The 22,582-nt window shown below is 73.1% G+C and carries 20 protein-coding genes; 6 read left to right on the top strand and 14 right to left on the bottom strand.

The annotated features are described in order from the left end of the window. Positions 1-4: 4 nt before the first annotated feature. On the bottom strand, positions 5-370 hold the full coding sequence (locus ACTWPW_RS20190; protein ID WP_375114434.1) for a DsrE family protein: 366 nt from the start codon (positions 368-370) through the stop codon (positions 5-7). A gap of 109 nt (positions 371-479) precedes the next feature. Here ACTWPW_RS20190 and ACTWPW_RS20185 point away from each other — a divergent pair, with 109 nt between their 5' ends. From ACTWPW_RS20185 to ACTWPW_RS20175, 3 genes are all read left to right on the top strand, one after another. Further along, positions 480-3,089: a LuxR C-terminal-related transcriptional regulator gene (locus ACTWPW_RS20185; protein WP_443169571.1), complete on the top strand. Its 2,610-nt coding sequence runs from the start codon at positions 480-482 to the stop codon at positions 3,087-3,089. 166 nt (positions 3,090-3,255) lie between these two features. Continuing rightward, positions 3,256-3,522 (top strand): hypothetical protein, encoded by a 267-nt coding sequence (locus ACTWPW_RS20180; protein ID WP_443169570.1) that lies wholly within the window; start codon positions 3,256-3,258, stop codon positions 3,520-3,522. Between the two features lie 10 nt (positions 3,523-3,532). Continuing rightward, positions 3,533-4,330, top strand: a complete 798-nt coding sequence (locus tag ACTWPW_RS20175; protein ID WP_443169569.1) for a hypothetical protein — start codon at positions 3,533-3,535, stop codon at positions 4,328-4,330. A 55-nt stretch (positions 4,331-4,385) separates the two neighbouring features. On the opposite strand, the gene ACTWPW_RS20170 is transcribed toward ACTWPW_RS20175, so the two are convergent. Genes ACTWPW_RS20170 through ACTWPW_RS20160 form a run of 3 tightly spaced genes read right to left on the bottom strand, consistent with a single transcriptional unit; the run spans position 4,386 to position 10,211 of the window. Then, positions 4,386-5,288 carry a hypothetical protein gene (locus ACTWPW_RS20170; RefSeq protein WP_443169568.1) on the bottom strand — a complete coding sequence of 301 codons (903 nt, stop codon included), beginning with the start codon at positions 5,286-5,288 and terminating at the stop codon, positions 4,386-4,388. Between the two features lie 24 nt (positions 5,289-5,312). Beyond that, positions 5,313-9,530 carry an nSTAND1 domain-containing NTPase gene (locus tag ACTWPW_RS20165; RefSeq protein ID WP_443169567.1) on the bottom strand — a complete coding sequence of 1,406 codons (4,218 nt, stop codon included), beginning with the start codon at positions 9,528-9,530 and terminating at the stop codon, positions 5,313-5,315. Between the two features lie 54 nt (positions 9,531-9,584). Beyond that, positions 9,585-10,211, bottom strand: coding sequence for a hypothetical protein (locus ACTWPW_RS20160; protein ID WP_443169566.1), 627 nt, complete (start codon positions 10,209-10,211; stop codon positions 9,585-9,587). Between the two features lie 89 nt (positions 10,212-10,300). On the opposite strand from ACTWPW_RS20160, the gene ACTWPW_RS20155 reads away from it, so the two are divergent. Beyond that, complete coding sequence (locus ACTWPW_RS20155) at positions 10,301-11,410, top strand: acyltransferase family protein (protein WP_443169565.1); 1,110 nt, start codon at positions 10,301-10,303, stop codon at positions 11,408-11,410. 9 nt (positions 11,411-11,419) lie between these two features. Here ACTWPW_RS20155 and ACTWPW_RS20150 read toward each other — a convergent pair whose 3' ends face one another. Genes ACTWPW_RS20150 through ACTWPW_RS20115 form a run of 8 tightly spaced genes read right to left on the bottom strand, consistent with a single transcriptional unit; the run spans position 11,420 to position 18,392 of the window. Next, a complete protein-coding gene (locus tag ACTWPW_RS20150) occupies positions 11,420-12,076 on the bottom strand; it encodes a TetR family transcriptional regulator (RefSeq protein ID WP_375114443.1) in 657 nt (218 codons plus the stop codon). Between the two features lie 31 nt (positions 12,077-12,107). Then, positions 12,108-13,205 carry a bifunctional 3-oxoadipate enol-lactonase/4-carboxymuconolactone decarboxylase PcaDC gene (gene pcaDC, locus ACTWPW_RS20145; RefSeq protein WP_443169564.1) on the bottom strand — a complete coding sequence of 366 codons (1,098 nt, stop codon included), beginning with the start codon at positions 13,203-13,205 and terminating at the stop codon, positions 12,108-12,110. Further along, a complete protein-coding gene (pcaB, locus tag ACTWPW_RS20140) occupies positions 13,205-14,515 on the bottom strand; it encodes a 3-carboxy-cis,cis-muconate cycloisomerase (protein ID WP_443169563.1) in 1,311 nt (436 codons plus the stop codon). Before pcaB ends, pcaDC begins: the two co-directional genes overlap by 1 nt. Further along, complete coding sequence (gene pcaG / locus ACTWPW_RS20135; protein WP_375114446.1) at positions 14,502-15,026, bottom strand: protocatechuate 3,4-dioxygenase subunit alpha; 525 nt, start codon at positions 15,024-15,026, stop codon at positions 14,502-14,504. Before pcaG ends, pcaB begins: the two co-directional genes overlap by 14 nt. Then, a complete protein-coding gene (gene pcaH / locus ACTWPW_RS20130; RefSeq protein ID WP_375114447.1) occupies positions 15,023-15,775 on the bottom strand; it encodes a protocatechuate 3,4-dioxygenase subunit beta in 753 nt (250 codons plus the stop codon). The genes pcaG and pcaH overlap by 4 nt, the downstream gene beginning before the upstream one ends. Before the next feature lie 4 nt (positions 15,776-15,779). Then, the gene (locus ACTWPW_RS20125) at positions 15,780-16,928 is read right to left on the bottom strand and encodes a thiolase family protein (RefSeq protein ID WP_443169562.1); all 1,149 of its coding nucleotides are present in this window, start codon (positions 16,926-16,928) and stop codon (positions 15,780-15,782) included. Positions 16,929-16,986: 58 nt separating this feature from the next. Beyond that, the gene (locus tag ACTWPW_RS20120; protein WP_375114449.1) at positions 16,987-17,616 is read right to left on the bottom strand and encodes a CoA transferase subunit B; all 630 of its coding nucleotides are present in this window, start codon (positions 17,614-17,616) and stop codon (positions 16,987-16,989) included. After that, on the bottom strand, positions 17,613-18,392 hold the full coding sequence (locus ACTWPW_RS20115; protein ID WP_443169561.1) for a CoA transferase subunit A: 780 nt from the start codon (positions 18,390-18,392) through the stop codon (positions 17,613-17,615). The genes ACTWPW_RS20120 and ACTWPW_RS20115 overlap by 4 nt, the downstream gene beginning before the upstream one ends. A 114-nt stretch (positions 18,393-18,506) precedes the next feature. Here ACTWPW_RS20115 and ACTWPW_RS20110 point away from each other — a divergent pair, with 114 nt between their 5' ends. Both ACTWPW_RS20110 and ACTWPW_RS20105 read left to right on the top strand, forming a co-directional pair. Further along, positions 18,507-19,970, top strand: coding sequence for an IclR family transcriptional regulator domain-containing protein (locus ACTWPW_RS20110; RefSeq protein WP_443169560.1), 1,464 nt, complete (start codon positions 18,507-18,509; stop codon positions 19,968-19,970). Positions 19,971-19,992: 22 nt separating this feature from the next. Further along, positions 19,993-20,967 carry an NAD(P)-dependent alcohol dehydrogenase gene (locus ACTWPW_RS20105; protein ID WP_443169559.1) on the top strand — a complete coding sequence of 325 codons (975 nt, stop codon included), beginning with the start codon at positions 19,993-19,995 and terminating at the stop codon, positions 20,965-20,967. Positions 20,968-20,987: 20 nt separating this feature from the next. On the opposite strand, the gene ACTWPW_RS20100 is transcribed toward ACTWPW_RS20105, so the two are convergent. Together ACTWPW_RS20100 and ACTWPW_RS20095 are read right to left on the bottom strand one after the other, a co-directional pair. Then, complete coding sequence (locus ACTWPW_RS20100) at positions 20,988-21,782, bottom strand: nickel/cobalt transporter (protein WP_375114453.1); 795 nt, start codon at positions 21,780-21,782, stop codon at positions 20,988-20,990. After that, the gene (locus ACTWPW_RS20095) at positions 21,779-22,525 is read right to left on the bottom strand and encodes a hypothetical protein (protein ID WP_443169558.1); all 747 of its coding nucleotides are present in this window, start codon (positions 22,523-22,525) and stop codon (positions 21,779-21,781) included. The genes ACTWPW_RS20100 and ACTWPW_RS20095 overlap by 4 nt, the downstream gene beginning before the upstream one ends. Positions 22,526-22,582: the final 57 nt, after the last annotated feature.

The raw sequence follows: 22,582 nt of genomic DNA, 5'->3' as shown, positions 1-22,582 counted from the left end.
GCGCTCAGTAGCTGAAGGTGGTGGCGCCGTCGTCGCCGATCCACTGCCACATGGGTACGGTGCCGCCCAGCTCGGCGCCCTCGATCAGCCGGCTCTGGTCGAGACCGCGGGCGTCGAAGCAGATGGGGCAGACCAGGAACGTCCCGCCCGCCTTGGCGTACCGCGCCATCAGGTCGGCCAGCGGCGGGCAGCCGTCGCAGGCGACGCCGGTGGCGACGGCGTCCAGCGCCAGCCGGCTCGCCTCCTTGGTGAGGAACATCAGCGTCGGCCGGCCCAGCTCGGCCGCGCCGACCGCGACCAGGAGGGCCACCGTGACCCGCTCGGGGTCCTCCAATCCGGTGGTCAAGCTGATGACGGCCTTGCCTGCCATGGTCTCTCCTCGTCGTCGTTCGCGTCAGGCCTCATTCCATCCCGGCGCCCCGCGGGCCCGCATCCGTGCTCGGTACGGAAATCGGCTCCGTACCCGCATACTCCGAGATATGGGTTCGGACGCCTTACCCGATCTGCACGCTGCCGGCGTGACCCCGCGCGAGTCGGAGGTCCTGTGGCTCGTGGGCGACCGCCTGCAGAACCAGGAGATCGCCGCCAGGCTGCGGCTGTCGGAACGGACGGTGGAGAGCCACGTGTCGTCGCTGCTGCGCAAGCTCGGCGGCACCAACCGGCTGGCCCTGGTGGCGGCCGCGGCCCGGCTCCGCTCCGGCCACGAGTCCAGGAGGGTCCTGCCCACGCCGCTGTCGTCGTTCGTGGGCCGGGTCCGGGAGCTGGAGGAGGTGCGGGGGTTGCTGGGGGCGTACCGGATGGTGACGCTGACCGGCCCCGCCGGCACCGGGAAGACCCGGCTGGCCCTGCACCTGGCGCACTCGGTGACCGCGCTGCCGCCCGCCACCCTGATCGACCTCGCGCCCGTGAGCGCCGGTGGCGCCGTGGAGCGGGCGTTCGCCGACGCGCTCGGGGTCGTCGGGCAGGAGCACCGGCTTCGCCGCCTGATCCGCGAGGCCCTCGCCGGGGGCGGGCACTGGCTCATCGTGGACAACTGCGAGCACGTGACCGCCACCGCGGCGGCCCTGCTCGCCGAGTTGCTGGCCACCACCGACCACCTGCACGTGCTGGCCACCAGCCACGGCGCGCTGCACCTCACGGGGGAGGTCGTCTACGAGATCCCGCCGCTGCCCCTGCCCGCCGAGATCGACGGGCCGGACGCCGTGCTGGAGTCCGGCTCCGGCCGGCTGTTCGCCGACCGCGCCGCGGCCGCCTCCCCGGGGTTCGCCGTCACCCCGGGCAACGCCCGGCAGGTCGCGACCATCTGCCGCCGCCTGGACGGCCTGCCGCTGGCGATCGAGCTGGCCGCGGCCCGGGTACGGTTCTTCACGCCCGCCGAGCTGCTGGCCCGGCTGCACGACCGGTTCGCCCTCCTCACCGATGGCGCGCACGGCTCCCCGAGCCGCCACCGCACCCTGGAGGAGGCCCTCGCCTGGAGCTACGAGCTGCTGAGCGAGGAGGAGCGGCTGCTGCTCGAACGCTGCTCGGTGTTCCCCGGCGACTTCGACTACGACACGGCCGCCCGGGTCGTCGCGTACCCGCCGCTGGAGTACGCCCACCTGGTCCGGACCTTCTCGCGCCTGCTGGACCGGTCGCTGATCTCCGTCCACCGCCGGGACGAGAGCACCGAATACCGCCTGCTGGAGAGCGTCCGCCAGTTCGCGCACCGGCGGCTGGCCGCGCGTGGCGGCGCCGGGACGGCACACGAGCACCACGCCCGCCACCATCTGCGACACGCCGTCTCCACGGTGCCCGACCTTCGCGGCCGGGACCAGGCCGGCGCGCTGCGGTGGCTCAACCGCCGCTCGGCCGACCTGGCGGCGGCCCTGCGCTGGGCCCTCGACCGGGACGACACCACCGCCGCCTGGGAGTTCATCGCCGGCATCGGCACGGCGTGGGAGGTCGTCGGCTGCAGCGGCGAGCTGTTCGACTGGCTCGACGAGTTGCTCCGGCGACCGCTGCCGGGGGGCGCGCTGGGCTTCCGGGCCGCGATCACCTGCGCCGTCGTGCTCTGCTACCAGGACACGGAACGAGCGCGGGAGTTCGCCGCACTGGCCCACAGGATGGTCGCGAGAGACGCCGAACACGACCGCGCCCCGGCCCACGCGACGGCCGGAAGCGACGCCGAACACGACCGGGCGCTCGCGCTGCTGGCCCTCGGCTGGACCCTGAGGTACGGCGAGCGGAGCGCCGCCGCGCTGGATCACGCGGTCGAGGCCGCCGGGATGTTCGAGCGGCTGGGCGATGACTGGCATCGCGCCCTGGCGCTGTCCGCCCACGTCTACGCCTCGGACGTGCCGGCCACCCTGGCCCGGCTCGCGCAGGCCGCCGACCTGTTCGGCCGGCTCGGCGACCACGTCAAGCAGGCCAACTGCCTCAACCAGATGGCTGTCCGGGCGATCGAGGAGCGCATCCACCTCGACGACGTACCCGGCTGGCTGGCCGAGGCCGCGCGGCTGGCCCGGACCGGCGGCAACGACCACGAGCGGCTGCACGCCGAGATCTACCTCGCCACCTTCGACCAGCATCTCGGGAACCACCCGATCGCCCGCTTCGCGGCCCTCCTGCCGGAGTTCCGGCGGATCGGCGACCTGCGGTGCGCGGCCCGCTGCCTCCTCGGCCTGGGCCGCGCGGCGGCCTCGGGCGGCGAGCACGAGAGCGCCCGCCGGCACCTGACCGAGGGCACCCGCATCGCCGCCGATCTCGGGGACGTCCGCATCACCGCGACCGGCCTGCGCCTGCTCGCGGCATCGGATCACGAGACGGGCCTGCGCCTGCTCGCGGCATCGGATCACGAGACGGGCCTCCGCCGCCTGACGGCGTCCGGTGACGAGGCGGGCGGCCACTTCGGGCGGGCCGCGGCGTTGCTGGGCGCCGCCGACCGGCTCGCCCCCTCGGCCCCGGAGAGCCACGGCCTGGTCGAGGCGCTGCGGGAGCGGCTCGGTGCGGCGGCTTTCGAGGCGGCGTTCGCCGAGGGGCGGCGGACGGCCGACGACCACCGGAAGGCGATGGCGGGCCTGCCGGAGATCCTCCAGACCTCGCCCCTCTGAAGGTTCGGGCCGCCTCAGCGGGTGCCTCATCCCCGCTTTCCCGGAGCGGCCGGCGGTCAGTACGGCATGCCCCGATCGTGTGACCGCGTTCCGGATCAGGGATCAGCGATCCTAGGGCTTTCCCTGGGACCGGCCCTGATACCGGCGTGCCAGGCACGAGCCTAAAGTGAGCGAAGGCCTGACCGTCGGCGATGGTGGCGTCATGAGCGAAACACCGGAGCATCGTCTGCGACGGCAGAAGAAGGACCTTCGGGAATTGGTCGCGAGCCGGCCGGATTTCCAGGAATGGATCTCACAATGGCCGACCGTGCGCATCGACCAGGAAACTCTGTGGGTCGTCGGAGGCGATCAACTCAAGGACCTGGACCAGCTCGTCATGGCCTGGGCACGACGATTCCAGCCCGGCCTGCTCACCGAATCCGACAGGGATTGACGAGGACGACATGAAAACGTTCATCGAACCCGAGGGCGGGCAAGAACTGCACTGTGTCGAAGGCGATCTGGTCCTCGACGCCGACCAACTGGGATTGTACGAACAGGCTCAGAAGGCGCTGCGCGAGCGCCAGGCGGCCGGCGCTTCGGTCCCCGCCGGCTTCGGCGGTGCCCAGCTCAATTCCTCGCTGCTGCGGGGCAGCGCCCTCATCGGAATCCTGCGGAACGAAAGGATCGTCCGTTGGGCGCCGGGCACCGATCTCACCTATTGCGTGCGGAAACCCACATTCCCCAGCGACGACTGGTACGCGGTCGTGGTCGCGAACATGCTCAGCGCTGCCGAGGCCTGGGAAGCGACCTGTGGCGTGCGGTTCACCCACGTCTCCGAAGCCGACGAGAGCAACGAGGCGCACCCTCCGGGAGTCGTTTTCCCGGTCCGGCACATCGAGGCGGATGGCGCTTTCATCGCAGCGGCCTTCTTCCCGAACGAACCCCCGCGTCGCAGAAGGCTGTTCATCGACCCGTCGTATCACGACAGCCCGTACGACCCGGTCGGTGTGCTCCGGCACGAGCTGGGCCACATTCTCGGTTTCCGGCACGAGCAGATCCACTCCGGCGCCCCGGCTGCCTGTCCCGACGAGCCCGGTACGGAGACCATCGAGCTGGCCGTCTACGACCCCAGGTCCGTCATGCACTACTTCTGCGGCGGCGTCGGCTCTCCCGACCTCGAGATCAGCGAGGTGGATCGCACGGGCTCCCAGCTCGTCTACGGCCCGCCGCTGGATCGGTTCTCGTTCGTCGACGTCTGAGACAGGCTCAGGCCGAACACAGGGTGAGGCACGCGAGCGTGCCTCACCCTGAGGATCACGGGCCCTTCTTCCAGCGGCGATACGCGGTGCGAGCGCCCTGGTGCACGATGCGCCACCATCCCTTCCGGTAGCCGATCTGCGTGTTGTAGTTGCCGCCGAGCCCCGCCTGCACCTGGACGACTCCTTGCCCGACGTCGTCCTGGTCCGGGCGGCGGCGTCCTGGGGCGTACCGGACGCTGATCGTCCCGGTGGAGCCGCCCGGACCGCTGACCGTCACTCTGTGCCGCAGAGACCGGCCGTCGGCGCTCCTCGTCATGTGATGAGGGCCGAAGGTGACGCCGATGGCGACCACACCTGGGATGACGCCGATGGCGATGGCCACGCTGGCGCTTCCTGGACCGGGTCCGGTCAGCAGGCCCAGTTCGGCCCAGAGGAACCCGCTTTCGTCCGGGTCGACCTGCACGCCGAACTCGCCCGACGACGTGGTGACGGCGGTGTCGAGCTCGCTGCGCTCGTTCCGGTCGCGCGGCTGGAACATGATGGAGACGACGTTGCCGGCGAGCGGCCGCCACTCATCGTCGATCAACGTCTCCGCGACCCCGCCCACGTCGAGCATCTCTCCGTATACGACCTCCGGCACGCTGGCGCCGAAGGAGATCCGTACGGGCCGTCTGAGCCAGCCCCACCTGACCTCGAACTCCGCCTCGGCTTCGAGTTCGTCCGCCCGGATCTGCAGCACCCACAGGCCGACTGGCGCGTCCGGCGAGAGCGAGTGCTCGGCGTGCCAGTCGTCGCCGTCCGACGGCTTCCCCACCTCTATGGGATCGCCCTCGGGCGGTACGAGCCGGCCCTGGATGGTGCTCGCAGCCGGGGCGCGGACGTGAAACTCCACCTTCTTGTCGGCGGCCTCCAGGACGACGGTTTCCGGGATCTTCTCGAAATGAATCTCGTTCGTCATGCCGTCTTACCCTCCTAACCGTGATCAGCAGACCGTTCTGTAGTCCGCCTGGGGGAAAAGCCGCGTCCATGCGGCCTCGTCCAGGGTGCTGTTCGCGCGCCGGCACACCTCTGCGGCCACGTGCGCGGGGGCGATCGGCAGGCTGCGCAGGACGCCGTCGGTGCCGGCGCTGTAGAGGTGGTCGCCGTCCGCGGTGAATGCGAGCGCGAGCACGTCGCCCGCGTGCTGCGGTATCGGCGCGCCGAGCGGGATGCCGCCGGCGACGTCCCACAACCAGATCCGGCCGCTCACACCGCCCGCGGCGAGGATGCGCCCGTCGGGTGAGAAGGCGGCGGACACGAGCTGTTCGGGATCCTGCTCCGGCATGGGCAGGTTCCGGAGATCGCGGAAGGTGACGGCGTCCCAGAGGGTGATGCCGGAGCTCGGCCCGCCGGCCGCGATGACGCGGCTGCCGGGGTCGATCGCCAGGGGCCGGCCGCCCGTGCCGTCGGAGCCGAAGAGCTGGCGGTGATACGGATCAGCCGCCGGCCGGGGGACGAGCTCGACGACACCGTTGGCGTAGGGACTGTTGACGATCAGCAGCCGGCCGTCCGGGCTGAACGTCATCTGCCAGCTGCCTCGCTGGTCGAGGGTGACCGGCGGAGCGTCCTGACGGTGGCGGTCCCACAGCTCCACCCGTTCCCACGAGTCGTTCTTCGGCGCCACGGCCAGCCGCGCACCGTCCCGGCTGAAGGCCAGGCCGCCGACGCCGCCGGCCCCATGGACGGTGATCGTCCGCTGCGCCCGTCCGGTGGCGACGTCCCAGATCCGTACCTCGGTCCGGTCGAGCGCGCCCAGGGCCAGCGACCGGCCGTCAGGGGCGAACGCGGCCGACACCGCGGACCACGCCGGCGCGTCCAGCCGCCGGGCGCTCATGTGCGGACCGGCCAGCACGGTCGTGCCCCCGCCCTGGAAGACCGCGACCCGGGCCAGCCGATCGATCGCGGCCGTCTCGGTACGGGGAAGCAGCGGCCCGGTAGAGATGAGCGCTTTGACGTCGAGCTGAACGACCTCACCGGTGCGCAGCCGGAAGCCGAGCGTGCCGGCTACCGGATCGAACCGAGGTCTGCCGTCGATGTCGCGCGCGAAGCGGGACAGCACCTTGTGCCCGTCGCGCCGCCACAGCGTCAGCGCCGCCTCGTCATAGGTGGCCAGATAGTCGCCGCCGGCGCTGAAGGCGATGTCATAGGGCTCCACGTACGGCAGGTCGGCGCCCGACCACCGACCGGCCCGGAGGTTCCAGAACCTGACGGACCGGTCCACGCTCACCGCCACCGTCCCGCCGTCGGGGGTGAAGGCGGCGGTACCCCCAGCGTCAGGTTTCGCCCCGTCAAATGCTGGTATCGGACGAGACCGGCGGTCGAGGAGCCGATAGGGCTTCTTGCCGAAGACCAGCACCACGTTCTGACCGTCCGGGGAGACCTCCATCCCCTCCAGCGCGGGGTCGGCGCTCTCCCACACCGGTTCGCCCAGGTCAGCGAGGTCCCAGGCCTGCCCGCCGTTCAGGGACTTCACGAGGGTCAGCACGCCGCCGCCGGCGTTGAAAGCCAGCCGTCCGGCGCCGGCCAGGCCGAACTCGCGGCCGTACGGCTGACCGGTGCGCAGATCCCACAGACGGACGGACCGCGCCGAGGCGACGGCCAGCGTGGATTCGTCCGGGCTGAGCGCGATCGCGGTGACGTCCCGGCCCACGTCCGGCTCGGGGATGGGAAGTCTCCTCCCGCTCGCCACATCCCACCTCGACAGCCGGCCGTCGCGCACCATCGCCAGGACGGCCCCGTTCCGGCCGAGGTCGTACAGGGCGCCGCCGGTGGAGACCGGCGGGTGCAGCATGTGGGCCTCACGCTGCGCCAGCGAGCTGTACAGCGCGGCCACGGAATCCGGCTCCTCGGGCGCCAGCCGCCACGCCGCCACGCTGAGGAGCAGGGCCCGGACCGGGTCGACACCACGGAACGCGGCGGCGTCGGCGGCAGCCTGCCGGCCGATCCGCAGCTCGTTCTGCCGGGCGGCCGACATACCCCGCTCCGTGGCGAACCCTCCCGCGGCCACGGCGGCGGCAAGGAGCAGGGCCAGCAGGCCACGCACCCGGCGGCGGCCCCGCAGGCGGTCGGCCTCGGCGGTGCGGGAGGCGTTCAGGAACTCCCCGGCGAAGCCGGACAGCTCCGGGTAGCGCGCGGGGTAGGCCCGCCAGCGCGACGCGGCCCCCAGAACCGCAGCCAGTTGGGCACCGCGGTAGAGGAATGACTCGTCCAGCCGCCCCTGCCATTCCACGGCGTCGTCGACGAGCTGGCTGTAGAGCCCGCGCTCGCTCTCCTCCTCGCGCAACCAGCCCCGCAGCCGCGGCCACGCGTGCAGGAGGACGTCGTGGGCGATCTCCGCCGTCTCGTGGTGCAGTATGACCAGCCGCTGGGCGGTGAACACGTCGAGCACGGCGTCCACCGCCGCGCCGTGGCTTCCCAACCGCAGGCTCGCACGGCTCACCTCACGGCGAACCGCCAGGCCCTCCCTGGTCACCGCGGTCATCCGAATGAAGACTTCGCGGACGAGCGCCCTCTCCTCGGGCGGGACGTCGTCGTAGGCCGCCTCCGCACTCCGCTGCACGGCCTCCGTGACACCGCCGGAAGCGCCGTACCCCTGGCTGGTCAGGCGGTTGCCGGCGCGCTTGCGCCACGTGATCAGCATGGATTGGGAGAGCAGCGGCAGCGCGCCCGTCCCGTAGGCGCCGCCGCCCCGCGTGGGGCGCAGATCGCTGAGGGCGGCGTCGACGAGGCCCGGCTCGAGTTCGAGACCGGCGGTGTCCGCCGGGCCGGTGACGGCGCGCCGCAGCTCGGACTCCGACATGGGGCCGACGAGGAAATGGCCTTCTTCCAGCGCCGGGGCGAGCTGCGGGTAGGCGGCGCACCGGCCCCAGTAGTCTCCTCGGACCCCGAGCACGACGACCGCGGGCGGCTCCCCGGCCGCCGCGCTGGGGGCGCACATCGCGGTCAGCGCGGTGACGAACGTTTCGGCCTCGCTCTCGCCGCCGTTGTCGACGGCGGTGAAAACCTGCTCGAACTGGTCGACCACCACGACAAGACGCCGCGCCGCGGGTCCCGCCGGATCGTCGAGCAGCGCCTGCCTGGCCAGCAGATGTGCCCGTCCAGGGTGCTCCTCCAGCCCTCGCCTTACGGTGAGGGCGTCCACGCCGCCCAGCAGCGCCAGCCGGACGGCCAGCTCGTTCAGGGGTGTCTCGGTCGGCGTCAGCAGCAGGCTCGGCCAGTGCTCCGAGCCGGGTAGCTGGGCGCCCCGGGCGAGCGCCGGGATGAGGCCGGCACGCAGCAGCGACGACTTGCCGGCACCGGAGGCCCCCGTCACCACGACCATGCCGGTCCCGTCCAGCGCCTCGGTGAGCTTGCCGACGAGCTCGGCGGTCAGGCGCTCCCGGCCGTAGAAGACCTCGGCGTGCTCCGCCTCGAACGGCCAGAGCCCCCGGTACGGACAGCCACCCGCCCACACGGCGGGCATGTGGTCGGCGTCAGGGCCGGCCCGGGTTCGCCGCTCGATCTCGGAGATCTTCTCCCTCATCAGCCGTAGGTCGGTCGACTGGACCCGCAACCGATCGCGATCGGCCCGATACGCGGCCGCCTGCTCGTCCAGGGCCCGCTGGATGACGGCCATGCTGTCGCTCACGGCCCCCAGGACGAAGGCGAACTCGTCGAAGTCCGCGCTCAGCCCGGTAAGCAGCTCCGTCACGCGGTCCTGGAACCCTGCGTCGCCGGTCGCGACGGCCGCCTCCATGGCGGTGCGTACCGCGCCCACCTCGCGCAGCACGACCGCGATCTCGTTCCGCAGCGCCTGCGCCCGCGAGTCCCCGCCGGCCAGGGCCTCCTCCAGTCGCTTGGCCAGCTCCTTCTCCACCACGTCCGCGGGCGCATGCCCGCCGCCCCGCAGCCGGTCTATGGCCTTGAGCACCACCTCGGTGAGGACGTTGGCCCCGACTGACCCGAGGACGTTGATCCCGGCGAGCACGACGGCGCCCGCCGGTCCGGCGGCGGCGACGGGTGCCAGGGCCGCGGCACAGAGCAGCGCCATGAACGCCGCCGGGGTCAGGCGCCTCAGCCCCTGCCCCGCGTGGCGGGCGTCCCGGGCGATCCGCGCGCGGATGCCGGCCCGCATCCGCTGGACGTCGTCGCTGATCGCGCGCTCGTCGCCTGCCTCTGCCAACGCGGCTCACGTCCCCGTCCGCCCGTGGGGTTCTCCCCCACCCTGGCCCGGATGCTAGGCGGACGCGCGGGACCGCGCCTCAGGGAGGGTCCCGGGGAATCCCCTAGTCCGGGCGTTCTTGACGACCTCCAAGGTGAGCGCCAGCTCCGGTTTCGGGACGAAGTGGCCGAAGGTGTCGTTGGCGAAGAAGGAGACTCCGGCCACGGACCCGGCGTGCGCGGCCAGCACCTCCCGCTGGTAGAGGTAGGTGCGCCGGTCGTCGAGGTAGGTCCGGCACCAGTACCAGGGATCGACGAAGTCCAGCCCGAGCAGCGGCCGCGGGCCGTCCAGCGCGGCCTTGCTCAGCAGGTTGGGCACGATCTCCGTCCGCTCGACGAGCACGGCGAACGTGCTGACCAGGATCGCGTCGAGCGCGTGGTAGGCGGCGTCGGTCATGCCCCAGGCCGACCGCTCCACCTCCGCCCGCCAGTAGGTGTCCATCCAGTAGACCAGGCCGTCGCCCATGGCCGCGCGCAGCCGCAGGAAGAACCGCTCGATTCCGGCCGACCGCTCGGGGGTGAGCGGCGGGGCGTTGTCCGGGTGCCAGAAACCGACCAGGCCGAACTGGTTGCCCAGCATGATCCCGTCCAGCCCGAAGTCGGCGGTGAACGCGGCCACCTCCGGGTGCCGGCCGTCTTCCACTCACCGCATTCCCATGACCCCCGCTGGCGCCCTCGGTTAGCCCTGACTGCTCAGATCACATATGTCACACATGGCCTAGACTGCGGCAGATGTTCCTGGCCCCCGCCCGGCTGGCCTGGCTGGACGCCCTGCGGGGACCGGCAGCGCTGGCCGTCACCATGCACCACGCCGGCTGGACGTTCCTCCCGGGCGTCTGGGCGGAGGTGGATCGCCGGATCGACCTGGGCACGTGGGGCGTGTTCGTGTTCTTCCTGGTCAGCGGGTACATCATCCCCGCGTCCCTGGAGCGGCGCGGCGACCTGCGCGCCTTCTGGACCGGCCGGGCCTTCCGCCTCCTGCCGCTGCTGCTGGCCGCCTGCGGCCTGGCGCTCCTCCTCGCGTACGCGGGCGTGCTGCCGTTACCGCCGGGGCTCGCCGAGCGCCCGTGGCCCGTGGTGGCGCTCGGCAACCTGACGATGTCGCAGGAACTGCTCAACCTGCCCGCGGTGATCAGCGTGACGTGGACGCTCTCGTACGAGATGGCGTTCTACCTGATGTGCGTCGCGCTGTTCTCGGTGCGGCAGGCGCACAGGTCGGCGGGGGTCGCCGTCTCCCTGGCGCTGACGGCCGTGCCCCTGGGGCTGCTGCTGCCGAAGGCGGTGATCGGCGGCCGGGCCGACCTCGCCGCCGCGCTGCTCGGCCTCGCGGTCGTCGCGGCCGTCGCGGTGACCGCGCTGGGCCGCGGCCGGACGCGTACGGTGGCCGCGCTCGCGGGCGGCCTGCTGGGGCTGGCGCTGGTGGTCCTGGGCAGCCGGGGCGGGACCTGGCAGGGGGTGATCATCCTGGCGACGATGTTCGCGGGGACGGCGGTGCACCGGGCCGAGCAGGGGGCGATCTCCTGGCGGGCCGCCGGGGTCGCGGTGGCGGCGGTGCTGGGCTGCGGGATCTTCGCCAAGGACGATCCGGCCTGGGCGCCGGCGATCGTGCTGGCGTTCGGCGTCTTCGCGGGGGCGTACGCGCTGCGCCGCCGGGCCTTCCCGCGCTGGCTGTCATATCTCGGGGTGATCAGCTTCTCCCTCTACCTGCTGCACCCGATCCTGCTGCACGTGCTCCCCGACCTGGCGACGTTCCTCCTCGCCCTGGTCCCGCTCAGCATGCTGACCTACCACCTGATCGAGTCGCCGGCCCAGCGGCTCGGCAGGCGCCTGACGCGGCCGTGAGGGGGCGGCTCAGGGGCGGGCGCCCCGGCCGCACAGGTAGGCGACGATCATCTCGCCGACCATCCGCCGCTGCCGGTCCCGGTGCTCGGGGGCGGTCATGTCGCGTCCGAACAGCGCGCCGAACGTGTGCTGGTTGGCCACCCGGAAGAAGCAGAACGAGCTGATCAGCATGTGCACGTCGATGGCGTCGGCCTCGGTGACGAAGTCGCCCGACGCCTGCCCCGCGTCCATGATGCGCTCGATGAGGTCGAGCACGGGCGTGCCGAGCCCGGCCAGGACCTCCGACTTGCGGATGTGCTCGGCCTGGTGGATGTTCTCGATCGCGACGAGCTGGATGAAGTCGCGGTGCGCGTCGTGGTGGTCGAACGTCAGCTCGGCCAGCGTGCGGATCGCCTCGACCGGCGCCAGGTGCTCGACGTCCACCGTGCGCTCGGCGGCCCGCACCTCCGCGTACGCCTTCTCCAGCACGGCGATGTAGAGCCGCTCCTTGCTGCCGAAGTAGTAGTAGATCATGCGCTTGGTGGTGCGCATCCGGGCGGCGATCTCGTCGACGCGGGCCCCGGCGTAGCCGTAGCGGGCGAACTCGCGCTGCGCGACCTCGAGGATCTCCGCCTTCGTGCGGTCGGCGTCCCGCTGGCGTTCGGCGGCGGCAGGGGGCGAGGTCATTGGCCCATCATAGGCTGGCCCGCGTGCTGTGCTACTCCCCGGGAACCTCCGGTTCGGCCAGCACGCGCTGGGCGACGGCGAAGGCGGCGTTGGCCGCCGGGACCCCGCAGTAGACGGCGCTCTGCAGCAGCACCTCGCCGATCTCGTCGGGGGTGAGCCCGTTGCGCAGGGCGGCGCGTACGTGCATGGCCAGCTCGTCGAGGTGCCCCCGGGCGACGAGCGCGGTGAGCGTGACGCAGCTGCGGGTGCGGCGGTCCAGGCCGGGGCGGGTCCAGATCTCGCCCCACGCGTAGCGGGTGATGAGGTCCTGGAAGTCCCTGGTGAAGCCGGTGGTACGGGCCACGGCGCGGTCCACGTGAGCGTCGCCGAGCACCTCCCGGCGTACCTGCATGCCGGGGACGGCGGGCAGGTGCGCGAGCAGCGCCTGCGTGACGCGGGCCGGCTGGTCGGCGGTCGCCAGGTGGGCGGCGCCCGGGATCTCCACCAGCATGGCGCCCGGGATGCCGTCGGCCAGCTCCCTGGCGTGCGGCGGGGGCGTCGCCGGGTCCTCGCGACCGGCCACGACCAGGGTCGGCACGGTGATGTCCGCCAGCTCGCCGCGCAGGTCGTAGCCCGACAGAGCGTCGCAGCAGGCGGCGTAGCCGGCGGGGTCGGCGTCGCGCAGGTCGTCCAGCAGGGCCCGGTCGGGAGGTCCGGCGAACCAGCGGCGCGCGGTGGCCTCCAGCAGCGGCGCGGTGCCTTCGGCCCGTACCAGCTCGGCCCGCTCCCGCCAGGTCCCGGGCTCGCCGAAGCGGGCGCTGGAGCAGATCATGGCCAGGGACCGGAGCCGTCCCGGGTGGCGGGCCCCCAGCGTGGCGCCGATCGCGCCGCCGATGGAGACGCCCGCGTAGTGGAAGCTCTCCATGCCCTCGGCGGCGGCCACGTCCAGGACCAGCTTGGCCAGCTCCTCCATGGTGCCCGCCTGGAGCGCCTTCGAGCCGCCGTGCCCCGGCAGGTCGAACCTGAGCACCCTGAAGGTGCGCGCCAGGGCCGGGAGCTGCGGCTCCCACAGGCGGGTCGTGGTGCCCAATGAGGGGGCCAGGACGAGCGGCTGCCCCTGCTCGGGGCCGTCGAGCCGGTAGTGCAGCATCAGCGTGGTGCCTTGTCTCGGTCGTGGGTGATCTCACCGGCGGGTGTCCGGTCCGCCTGGGTGGCTTCCCCGTCGGGTGTCCGGTCCGCCCGGGTGGCTTTCCCGTCGGGCGCCTGGGCGGTCCGGGTGGCCAGGGCGCGGTCCACGAGGGCGGGGGCCGGGGAGGGGTCTCCTGGGATGGCCAGGTTGGCGCGCATGCGGTCGGGGTGCACCCGTAGGTCGGCGACCAGCTCGGCGGCGTCCCGGGCCGCGCCCGCCACCAGGCGCAGCGCCTCACGCAGCGGCTGCCATTCGGCGTGCCAGGCGCCGGAGGGGCGCTCGTCCTCGGCGGCGAGGGACGCGTACAGGGTCGCGGCGAGCTGGGGCACCTGGCGGGCGGCGGCGGCGATCATCGTGGCCCGGACCGGGTTGTGCTTGTGCGGCATGGACGACGAGCCGCCGCCGACGCCCTCCGACACCTCGCCGATCTCCGTACGCGACAGGACCAGCACGTCGGCCGCGAGCTTGCCCAGCGCCCCGGCGGTGAACGCCAGCGCCCCGGCCAGGTCGGCGACCGGCGTGCGCAGCACGTGCCACGGCAGGCCGGGATCGGCCAGCCCCAGCTCGGCCGCGAACCGCCCCGGCAGCCGCAGCGCCACCTCGGCCCGCGGACCCGATGCGCCGGCGGCGGGCCGGAAGGCGGCCAGGGTGCCGGCGGCGCCGCCGAGCTGGGCCGGGAGGGACCGGCGGGCGGTGGTGAGCCGGTCGCGGGCGTCGGTGGCGAGCTTGCGCCAGCCCGCCGCCTTGAGCCCGAACGTGGTGGGCACGGCCTGCTGCGTGAGCGTCCTGGCGGCCATCGGGGTGTCCCTGTGCTCGGCGGCCAGCCTGGTGAGCCCGTCGACCAGCCGGGCGACGTCGGCCAGGACAGGGCCCAGCGTGCGGTGGGCGACGAGCATGAGTGCGGTGTCGACGATGTCCTGGCTGGTGGCGCCCCGGTGGACGTGCTCCCCGTACGGCGCGGCGGCCTCGCGGAGGTCCTCCACAAGCGGGATGACCGGGTTCCCGCCCGAGCGCGCCCGCTCCACCAGGCCCGGCAGGTCGAACGCCTCGGCGCGGGCGGCCGCCGACACCGCCCCGGCCGCCTCGGCCGGGATCAGGCCGAGGGCCGCCTGCGCGCGGGCCAGCGCGGCCTCGGCGTCCAGCATGGCCTGGAGCACGGCGGCGTCTCCGGTGGCCTCGGCCGCTCCCCGCATGGGGGACAGCAGCCCGAGATCGGCCCCCGCGCCCGCCGGCGGTGGGTGGTGCGAGAGGGCCGGGTCAGCCGAAGTCAAGGAAGACCGTCTCCTTATCGCCCTGCAGGTGGATGTCGAACCGGTAGACCCCTTCCCGTTCCGCCACCGCCACCAGCGTCCGGCGCCGCTCCGGCGGCAGCGAGTCCAGGAAGTCGTCCTGCCCGAGGTAGATCCGCGTGTACAGGTGGTGCAGCAGCCCCCGGGCGAACACGCACACGCTGATGTACCCGTTGCCCGGCACCACGGTACGCAGCGTCCAGTGCCCGTCGAGGTCGGTGCCGATGCGGCCGAAGCCGGTGAAGTCGACGCCGTGCCGCCCGAGGACGGCCCCGTTCGTCGGGTCGCGGCGCAGCGAGCCGGGGGCGCCGCGCAGGTCGCCCTGCTCGTCGGCCTGCCAGAACTCCAGCAGCGCGTCGGGCACCGGATCGCCGGCCCCGTCATAGACGCGGCCGTGCACGACGATCCCGCCGAGCGCGAGGTCGCCTCCTCCGGGGAACGGCAGCGCGTAGCCGTAGAAGGGCCCGACCGTCTGCGAGGGGGTGGGGTTCACCGGCCTTCCTCCATCCAGGTCGCGGCGGGGCCGTCGAGCACGATGTCCCACCGGTAGCCGAGCGACCACTCCGGCACGGACAGGTCGTGCGCGTAGGTCGCGACCAGCCGCTGCCGGGCGCGTTCGTCGGTGACCGACTGCAGGATCGGGTCGAACGGGAACAGCGGGTCCCCGGGGAAGTACATCTGGGTCACCAGGCGCTGGGTGAACGCGGTGCCGAACAGCGAGAAGTGGATGTGCGCCGGCCGCCAGGCGTTGACGTGGTTGCGCCAGGGATAGGGGCCGGGCTTGATCGTGGTGAAGAGGTAGTTGCCGTCGTCGTCGGTCAGGCAGCGGCCCACGCCGGAGAAGTTGGGGTCGAGCGGCGCCGGGTGGTCGTCGCGCTGGTGCAGGTAGCGTCCGGAGGAGTTGGCCTGCCAGACCTCGACGAGCTGGTTGCGCACGGGCCGCCCGTCGCGGTCGAGGACGCGCCCCCGTACGGTGATCCGCTCGCCGAGCGGCTCGCCCAGGTGCTGCTTGGTGAGGTCGTTGTCCAGTTGCGTCACGTCGGTGACGCCGAACACCGGCCCGGACAGCTCGGACGCCTCGGGATCCTTGATCGAGACCAGCGGCTGCCGGGGGTGGCGGAGGAGGGTGCTGCGGTAGGGGGCGTAGTCACGGGCGGGGTGGTCGGCCGGCTCGCCCGCGCGGGCCGCGCTGAGCTCGGCGATCTCGCGGTCGATGTCGGCCTGCGTGAGGGGTTCGGACATTGCGCTACCTTTCGAGTACGACGGCCAGCCCCTGGCCCACGCCGATGCAGAGACTGGCGAGACCGACGCCCGACCCGGCGGCGGCCAGCCGGTGGGCCACGGTGCCGGTGACGCGGGCGCCGGAGGCACCGAGGGGATGACCGATCGCGATGGCGCCGCCGTCGGGGTTGACGATCGCGGGGTCGAGGTCGGGCAGCTCGGCCAGGCAGCCCAGCACCTGCGCCGCGAACGCCTCGTTCAGCTCGGCGGTCGCCAGGTCGCCGAACCGCTTGCCCGCCTTGGCCAGCGCCCGGCCCGCCGCCTCCACCGGGCCGAGCCCGAAGTAGCGCGGCTCCAGGGCGCTGACGCCGCCGGCCACGATCCTGGCGAGGGGCTCGCGGCCGCGCAGCCCCGCCTCGTCGGTCAGGAGCAGCGCCGCGGCGCCGTCGTTGAGCGGGGAGGAGTTGCCCGCGGTGACGGTGCCGCCGTCCTTGCGGAAGACGGGCTTGAGCTTGGCCAGCGCCTCCAGGGAGGTGTCGTGGCGGATGCCCTCGTCGCGGGTGACCCCGGCGATGGGCACGATCTCCCGCTCGAACGACGCCTTGGCCGCCTTCTGGTGGCTGGCCAGCGCGAACGCGTCCTGCTCGGCCCGGCCGATCCGGTGCTTGTCGGCGATCAGCTCGGCGCCCTCGCCGAGCGCGACGGTGTGCTCCGCGGGCATGGCCGGGTTGACCAGCCGCCAGCCGAGCGTCGTGGAGACCAGCTCCTGGCCGCCCGCCGGGAACGCCTTCTCCGGCTTGGGCAGCACCCACGGCGCGCGGGTCATCGACTCGACGCCGCCCGCGATGACCGTGGAGGCGTCGCCGAGCGCGATCGTCCGGTAGGCCTGGATGACGGCCTCCATGCCGGAGCCGCACAGCCGGTTCACGGTCACGCCGGGCGTGGTCACCGGCAGCCCGGCCAGGATCGCGGCCATGCGGGCGACGTTGCGGTTCTCCTCGCCGGCGCCGTTGGCGTTGCCGAGGACGACCTCGTCGGCACGGTCGAGCCCGTTGCGCTCGGCCAGCGCCGAGACGACGTGCGCGGCCAGGTCGTCCGGGCGGATCCCGGACAGCGCGCCGCCGTAGCGGCCGAACGGGGTGCGTACGGCGTCGACGATGTAGACGTCCTTCATGCCGCGTCCCCCAGCTCGTTCTCCATGCCGTCCCCCATGCCGTCCCTCGTGCCGTCCCTCACGCCAGGACCTCCGCGTCTGTACGGTCGCGCAGCTCTTCCACGCTCACCCCCGGCGCGCGTTCCACGAGCGTGAGCCCCTGCTCGGTGACGTCGAGGACCCCGAGGTCGGTGACGATCCGATGCACGCACCCCTGCCCCGTCAGCGGCAGCGAGCACTCCTTGACCACCTTCGGCGAGCCGTCCCTGGCGTTGTGATCCATGATCACGATCACCCTGCGCGCGCCGTGCACCAGGTCCATGGCCCCGCCCATGCCCTTGACCAGCTTGCCGGGAACCATCCAGTTGGCCAGGTCGCCGCGGGCCGAGACCTGCATCGCGCCCAGCACGGCCACGTCGATGTGGCCGCCGCGGATCATGCCGAACGACAGCGAGGAGTCGAAGAACGACGCCCCCGGGAGCACGGTGACGGTCTCCTTGCCGGCGTTGATCAGGTCGGGGTCGACGTCGTCGGGCCGGGGGTAGGGGCCGACGCCGAGGACGCCGTTCTCCGAGTGCAGGACCACGTCCACGCCCGGCGGCAGGAAGCCGGGGATGCGGGTGGGCAGGCCGATGCCCAGGTTGACGTAGTCGCCGTCGCGCAGCTCGGCTGCCGCCCGCGCGACCATCTCGTCACGGGTCCAGCTCATTCGGCGGCCGTCCCTTGCTCCGGAGGCACGGTGACCGTGCGCTTCTCGATGGATTTGTCGGCGGCCTGCTCGGGGGTGAGCACGAGGACGCGCTGCACGAACACGCCGGGCAGGTGCACCTCGTCGGGATCGAGCTCGGTCAGCTCCTCGACCTCGGCGACCGTGATGCGCCCGGCCATGGCGGCCAGCGGGTTGAAGTTCCTGGAGGACCTGCGGAAGACCAGGTTGCCGTAGCGGTCGCCCCTGGCGGCGCGTACCAGCGCGAAGTCCGTACGGATGCCGTGTTCGAGCACGTACGGGCGGCCGTCGAACTCCCGGACCTCCTTCGGCGGCGAGGCCAGCGCGATCGAGCCGTCGGGGTTGTGGCGCAGCGGCAGGCCGCCGTCGGCCACGGGCGTGCCCACCCCGGCCGGGGTGTAGAAGGCGGGGATGCCGCTGCCGCCCGCGCGCAGCCGCTCGGCCAGGCTGCCCTGCGGGGTGAGCTCGACCTCCAGCTCGCCGGCGAGGTACTGCCGGGCGAACTCCTTGTTGTCGCCGATGTAGGAGGCGGTCACGCGGGCGATGCGGCCGGCCGCGAGCAGGATGCCCAGGCCGCCGCCGTCCACTCCGCAGTTGTTGGACACGACGCCGATGCCGCTCACGCCGGTGTCGTAGAGGGCCTGGATCAGCACGTTGGGGATGCCGCTGAGGCCGAAGCCGCCGACGGCGAACGACGCGCCGTCACGCACGCCGGCCAGCGCCTCCGCGGGCGTGGCGACCACCTTGTCTCTCCGCACGACGCTCCGTTCGAGACGTGTTCGCTGTGCGAACTTTTGTTCACTATTATGTTGTTTCAGTATGTGTATGGGTGGCTGACCTGTCAAAGGTCCCCTCGTCCGTTGGAGGAGCCGATGGAAGCGGCCGGAACCCTGGAGCGCGGGCTGGCCGTGCTGCGCGCCCTGGCGGCCGACCCCGCCCGGCCCGCCCGGGCGACGGACCTGGTCCGGGCGACCGGGCTGGCCAGGTCCACGGTGGACCGGGTGCTCGCCACGCTCGTCCACCTCGGCTACCTGCGGGCGGACGGGCGCGACGTGCGGCTCGCGCCGCGCCTGATGGAGCTGGGCGAGGCGTACCTGGCGGGCAGCGGGCTGCGCGACACGCTCGCGCCCCTGGCCGGGCGGCTGGCCGAGGAGCTGGACGAGTCGGTGTCGCTGGCGGTGCGGGACGGGGACGGGGTGCGCTTCGTCGTACGGTTCACCCGGCGGCGCACGATGTCGGTCACCTTCCGGGTCGGCGACCTGCTGCCCGCCGACCGGTGCGCGGCGGGCCTGGCCCTGCTCGACCCGGCCGCGCCGTGGGCGGAGGACGACCAGCTGGTCGAGCCGGGGCTGATCGCGGTGGCGGTGCCCGTACGCGACGGGACCGGGCGGGCCGTCTGCGCGGTCAGCGTCGTCAGCCACACCAGCCGGCACACCGCGGCCGGGCTGCGCGACCACTGCCTGCCGGCGCTGCGCAAGGCGGTCGCGGAGATGGAGGCGGCCCTGACCGGCGAGGACACCCGGCCGCGGACCGCTTCCGGGGTGGATCGCTCCCGGAGCGTCAAGCAGGAGCTGGGGATGGGTTTCCTGCAGTCGCTGGCGCGCGGGCTGGCCGTCATGGTCGCGCTCGGGTCGGCGCGGGGCGGCCTGCCCCTCGCGGACTGCGCCAAGGTGACGGGGCTGCCCCGGGCGACCGTGCGGCGCGCGGTCCAGACCCTGGAGCACCTCGGCTACGCGACCGCCGACGGGTCCCGGTTCGTGCTGCTGCCCCGGGTGCTGGAGCTGGGGTACGCCCACCTGTCGGGGCTGACGTTCCGCGAGATCGTCCAGCCGCACCTGGCCGACCTGGTGGACCGGGTCCGCGAGTCGGCGTCGGTGGCGGTGCTGTCCGGGGACGACGTGGTGTACGTGGCGCGGGTCCAGACCGTGAGCCTGATGAGCATCGACATCACCGTGGGCACCCGGCTCCCCGCGTACGCGACCTCCATGGGCCGGGTGCTCCTGGCCGAGCTGCCGGAGGAGCGGCTGGCCACGATCGTGCCCCGGCGGCTGTCCGCGCGGACCGTCACCTCCCCCGCCGAGCTGCGGGCGCTGCTGCGGCAGGCCGCCGCGGACGGGTACGCCCTGGTCGACCAGGAGCTGGAGGAGGGCGTGCGGTCCATCGCGGTCCCCGTCCGGGACCGGACCGGGCGCGTCGTGGCGGCGGTGAACGTCGCCACGCACGCCGGCCGCGCCACCGACGACACCCTCGTACGCGACGTCCTGCCCGCCCTCCGGGAGACGGCGGCGCGGATGGAGGCCGAGCTCGCCTACACCAGCGCGGCCGCGGACGGCTGAATCCGGTGGCTAGAATCCGGGCATGAAAGCCGCAGTGCGCGCCAGATATGGCCCGCCGGAAGTGGTCAACGTCTTAGAAATCCAGCAGCCGGTCGTCAAGGACGACGAACTGCTCGTCAAGGTCCGGGCGACCACGCTGAACCGCACGGACTGCGCCATGCGGGCGGCCAAGCCATTCCTCTGGCGATTCTTCACCGGCTTCATCAGGCCGAAGGTGCCCGTTCTCGGAACCGAGTTCGCGGGCGAGGTCGAGGCGGTGGGCCGCGACGTCACGCTTTTCCGGGTCGGCGACCGGGTGTTCGGATACAACGACCCCGGATTCGGGGCCCACGCGCAGTACATGTCGATTCCCCAGAGCGGCACGCTGGCGCTCATCCCGGAGGACCTGACGTTCGAGGAGATCGCGCCCAGCACCGAGGGGGCGCACTACGCCCGCTCGCTCATCAGGTCGGCGGGGATCCGGGCCGGGCAGGACGTCCTCGTCCACGGCGCCACCGGGGCCATCGGGTCGGCGGCGGTGCAGCTGCTGAACGATCTCGGCGCCCGCGTGACCGCCGTCTGCGGGACCGCGCAGCTCGACCTGGTCAGGAAGCTGGGCGCCGACAAGGTGGTCGACCACACAGCCACGGATTTCACCAAGGACGAGCAGGATTACGACGTCGTCATCGACGCGGTCGGGAAGAGCACGTTCGGGCGGTGCCGGCGGTTGCTGAAACCTCGCGGCGTCTTCATCGCCGCCGATGTGGGGCCCATGTGGCAGAACCTGTTGCTGGCGCTCATCACGCCACTGTTCGGCGGCAGGAGGGTCAAATTCCCGCTGCCCAAGAATGACGCGGCGATGGCGCGTGAATTCAAGGAACTCATCGAATCCGGGAAGTTCCGGCCGGTGATCGACCGGCGATATTCGCTGGACGAGATCGTCGAGGCCTACCGGTACGTCGAGACGGGCCAGAAGACCGGGAACGTCGTGATCAGCGTCGGGCACCCGGAGGAGTAGACCGGCGAAGCGAGCGGCCGTCACGGGGTCAGGGCCGTGACGGCGGTGGCCAGGTAGAGGCAGCCGCCGACGGCCACGGCGACGCCCGCCAGCGCGGGCATCCAGGACGCCACCGTCCGCAGCGGGCCCAGGCGGCGGGTCCGGCGGCTCAGCACCGCCGCCCCGCTCACCGTCACGATCCCGACGGCGGTCAGCGTGACGGCCATCCCGACGCCGAACGCCAGCACCAGCACGACCGCGTCCAGCGACCGCCCGGTGAGCAGCCCGCTGACCAGCACGATGAACGCCGACGGCGAGGGCACCAGCCCGCCGGAGAGCGCGAGAGCGGTCAGCCCGCGCCGCGACCACGGATCCTCCGGGAGCTCATGCCCGTGCCCATGGCCATGTCCGTGCCCATGCCCGTGCCCATGCCCGTGCCCATGCCCGTGCCCGTGCTGGTGGGCCTTCCGGTGACGGAGGTGGCGGTACGTCAGGTGCGCCCCGACACCGATGACGACCAAGCCCGCGACCACCTGCAGCCACGCGGTGACGGCCTTGGTGCCGACGGCGGCGGCGCTGCTCAGCCCCACCCAGGCCAGCGCCAGCGCCAGCACGGACACGGTGTGCATCAGCGCCACGACCACCCCGAGCCGCAGGGCGTCGCGGTACCGGCCGTGCGTGCCGATCAGGTACGCCGCCGTCACGCTCTTGCCGTGCCCCGGCGCGACCGCGTGCAAGGCCCCCACCCCCAGCGCGACGACCAGCGCCGTCCAGAACGCGCCCGCGCCGTCGAACAGCGCGATCAGGTAGTTCTCGGGACCGGTGGTGCCGTTCATCCGCGCACGTCCGCGTGCCCCCGAGCGGATCCGGGGAGCGGGTCCGGCCCGCGCCGCCGCCGGCGCAGCAGGAACGCCGCCAGCGCCCCGAGCGCGGCCACCAGCGCGATGACCGGCACCGCGAGGGGCACGCCACCTGCCGCCGCCGGGTCGAACCGCAGCCGCCGCGTGTCGGCCGCCGCCGTGAGCAGCGCCTGCGCCGGCTCGGCGGGCGTCTCGGCGGTGAGCATGGTGCGGTACGCCTCGTGCAGATCGGTCAGCGCCCCGATCCGGACGTCGACCGCCACCACCGGCTCCGGGCACTCGAAGCCGAACCTGGCACCCTGGGCGAGCAACCGCTCCAGCGGGGCCAGCTCCCCCGCGCAGGGCCGGCCGTCCTGGGTCACCCCGACGCGGGCGAGCAGGTAGTCGCGTACGGCGGCGGAGCGGGCCAGCTTCTGCTCGCCGGTCAGGGTGGTGTCGGCGCCCGCCGCCGGGTCCTCGAACGCGCCGACCGAGCGGCCGAGCGCCACCCAGTCGTCCTCGGCCGGCAACCAGGTGAGCGTCACCCGGGAGCCGTCGGCGGCGATCCTGGCCGTGGACGGCGGCCCGAACGGGTGCGCCACCGCCGCAGCGTGCGCGGGCGCCACCATCGCGGGGACCATCACGGGGACCATCGCGGGGACCATCGCGGGGACGAGGGCGAGCGCCGTGGCGAGGGCGGTGAGGGGCGCGCGCAGGCGGGTGATCAGGGGAAGGGTCAAGGGGAAGCTCCTGTACGGAACCCGGATGGAGCCGTACCGGCGAGCACGGCAACCGCA

This window comes from Nonomuraea sp. KM90 (assembly GCF_052246675.1).
Taxonomy (GTDB): domain Bacteria; phylum Actinomycetota; class Actinomycetes; order Streptosporangiales; family Streptosporangiaceae; genus Nonomuraea.
This window is presented reverse-complemented; position numbering and strand designations above follow the sequence as displayed.

Coding starts and splice junctions, on each gene's coding strand:
- ACTWPW_RS20190 (WP_375114434.1), bottom strand. CDS start 370: ATGGCAGGCAAGGCCGTCATCAGCTTGACCACCGGATTGGAGGACCCC.
- ACTWPW_RS20185 (WP_443169571.1), top strand. CDS start 480: ATGGGTTCGGACGCCTTACCCGATCTGCACGCTGCCGGCGTGACCCCG.
- ACTWPW_RS20175 (WP_443169569.1), top strand. CDS start 3,533: ATGAAAACGTTCATCGAACCCGAGGGCGGGCAAGAACTGCACTGTGTC.
- ACTWPW_RS20170 (WP_443169568.1), bottom strand. CDS start 5,288: ATGACGAACGAGATTCATTTCGAGAAGATCCCGGAAACCGTCGTCCTG.
- ACTWPW_RS20155 (WP_443169565.1), top strand. CDS start 10,301: ATGTTCCTGGCCCCCGCCCGGCTGGCCTGGCTGGACGCCCTGCGGGGA.
- ACTWPW_RS20150 (WP_375114443.1), bottom strand. CDS start 12,076: ATGACCTCGCCCCCTGCCGCCGCCGAACGCCAGCGGGACGCCGACCGC.
- pcaDC (WP_443169564.1), bottom strand. CDS start 13,205: ATGCTGCACTACCGGCTCGACGGCCCCGAGCAGGGGCAGCCGCTCGTC.
- pcaH (WP_375114447.1), bottom strand. CDS start 15,775: ATGTCCGAACCCCTCACGCAGGCCGACATCGACCGCGAGATCGCCGAG.
- ACTWPW_RS20125 (WP_443169562.1), bottom strand. CDS start 16,928: ATGAAGGACGTCTACATCGTCGACGCCGTACGCACCCCGTTCGGCCGC.
- ACTWPW_RS20120 (WP_375114449.1), bottom strand. CDS start 17,616: ATGAGCTGGACCCGTGACGAGATGGTCGCGCGGGCGGCAGCCGAGCTG.
- ACTWPW_RS20110 (WP_443169560.1), top strand. CDS start 18,507: ATGGAAGCGGCCGGAACCCTGGAGCGCGGGCTGGCCGTGCTGCGCGCC.
- ACTWPW_RS20105 (WP_443169559.1), top strand. CDS start 19,993: ATGAAAGCCGCAGTGCGCGCCAGATATGGCCCGCCGGAAGTGGTCAAC.
- ACTWPW_RS20100 (WP_375114453.1), bottom strand. CDS start 21,782: ATGAACGGCACCACCGGTCCCGAGAACTACCTGATCGCGCTGTTCGAC.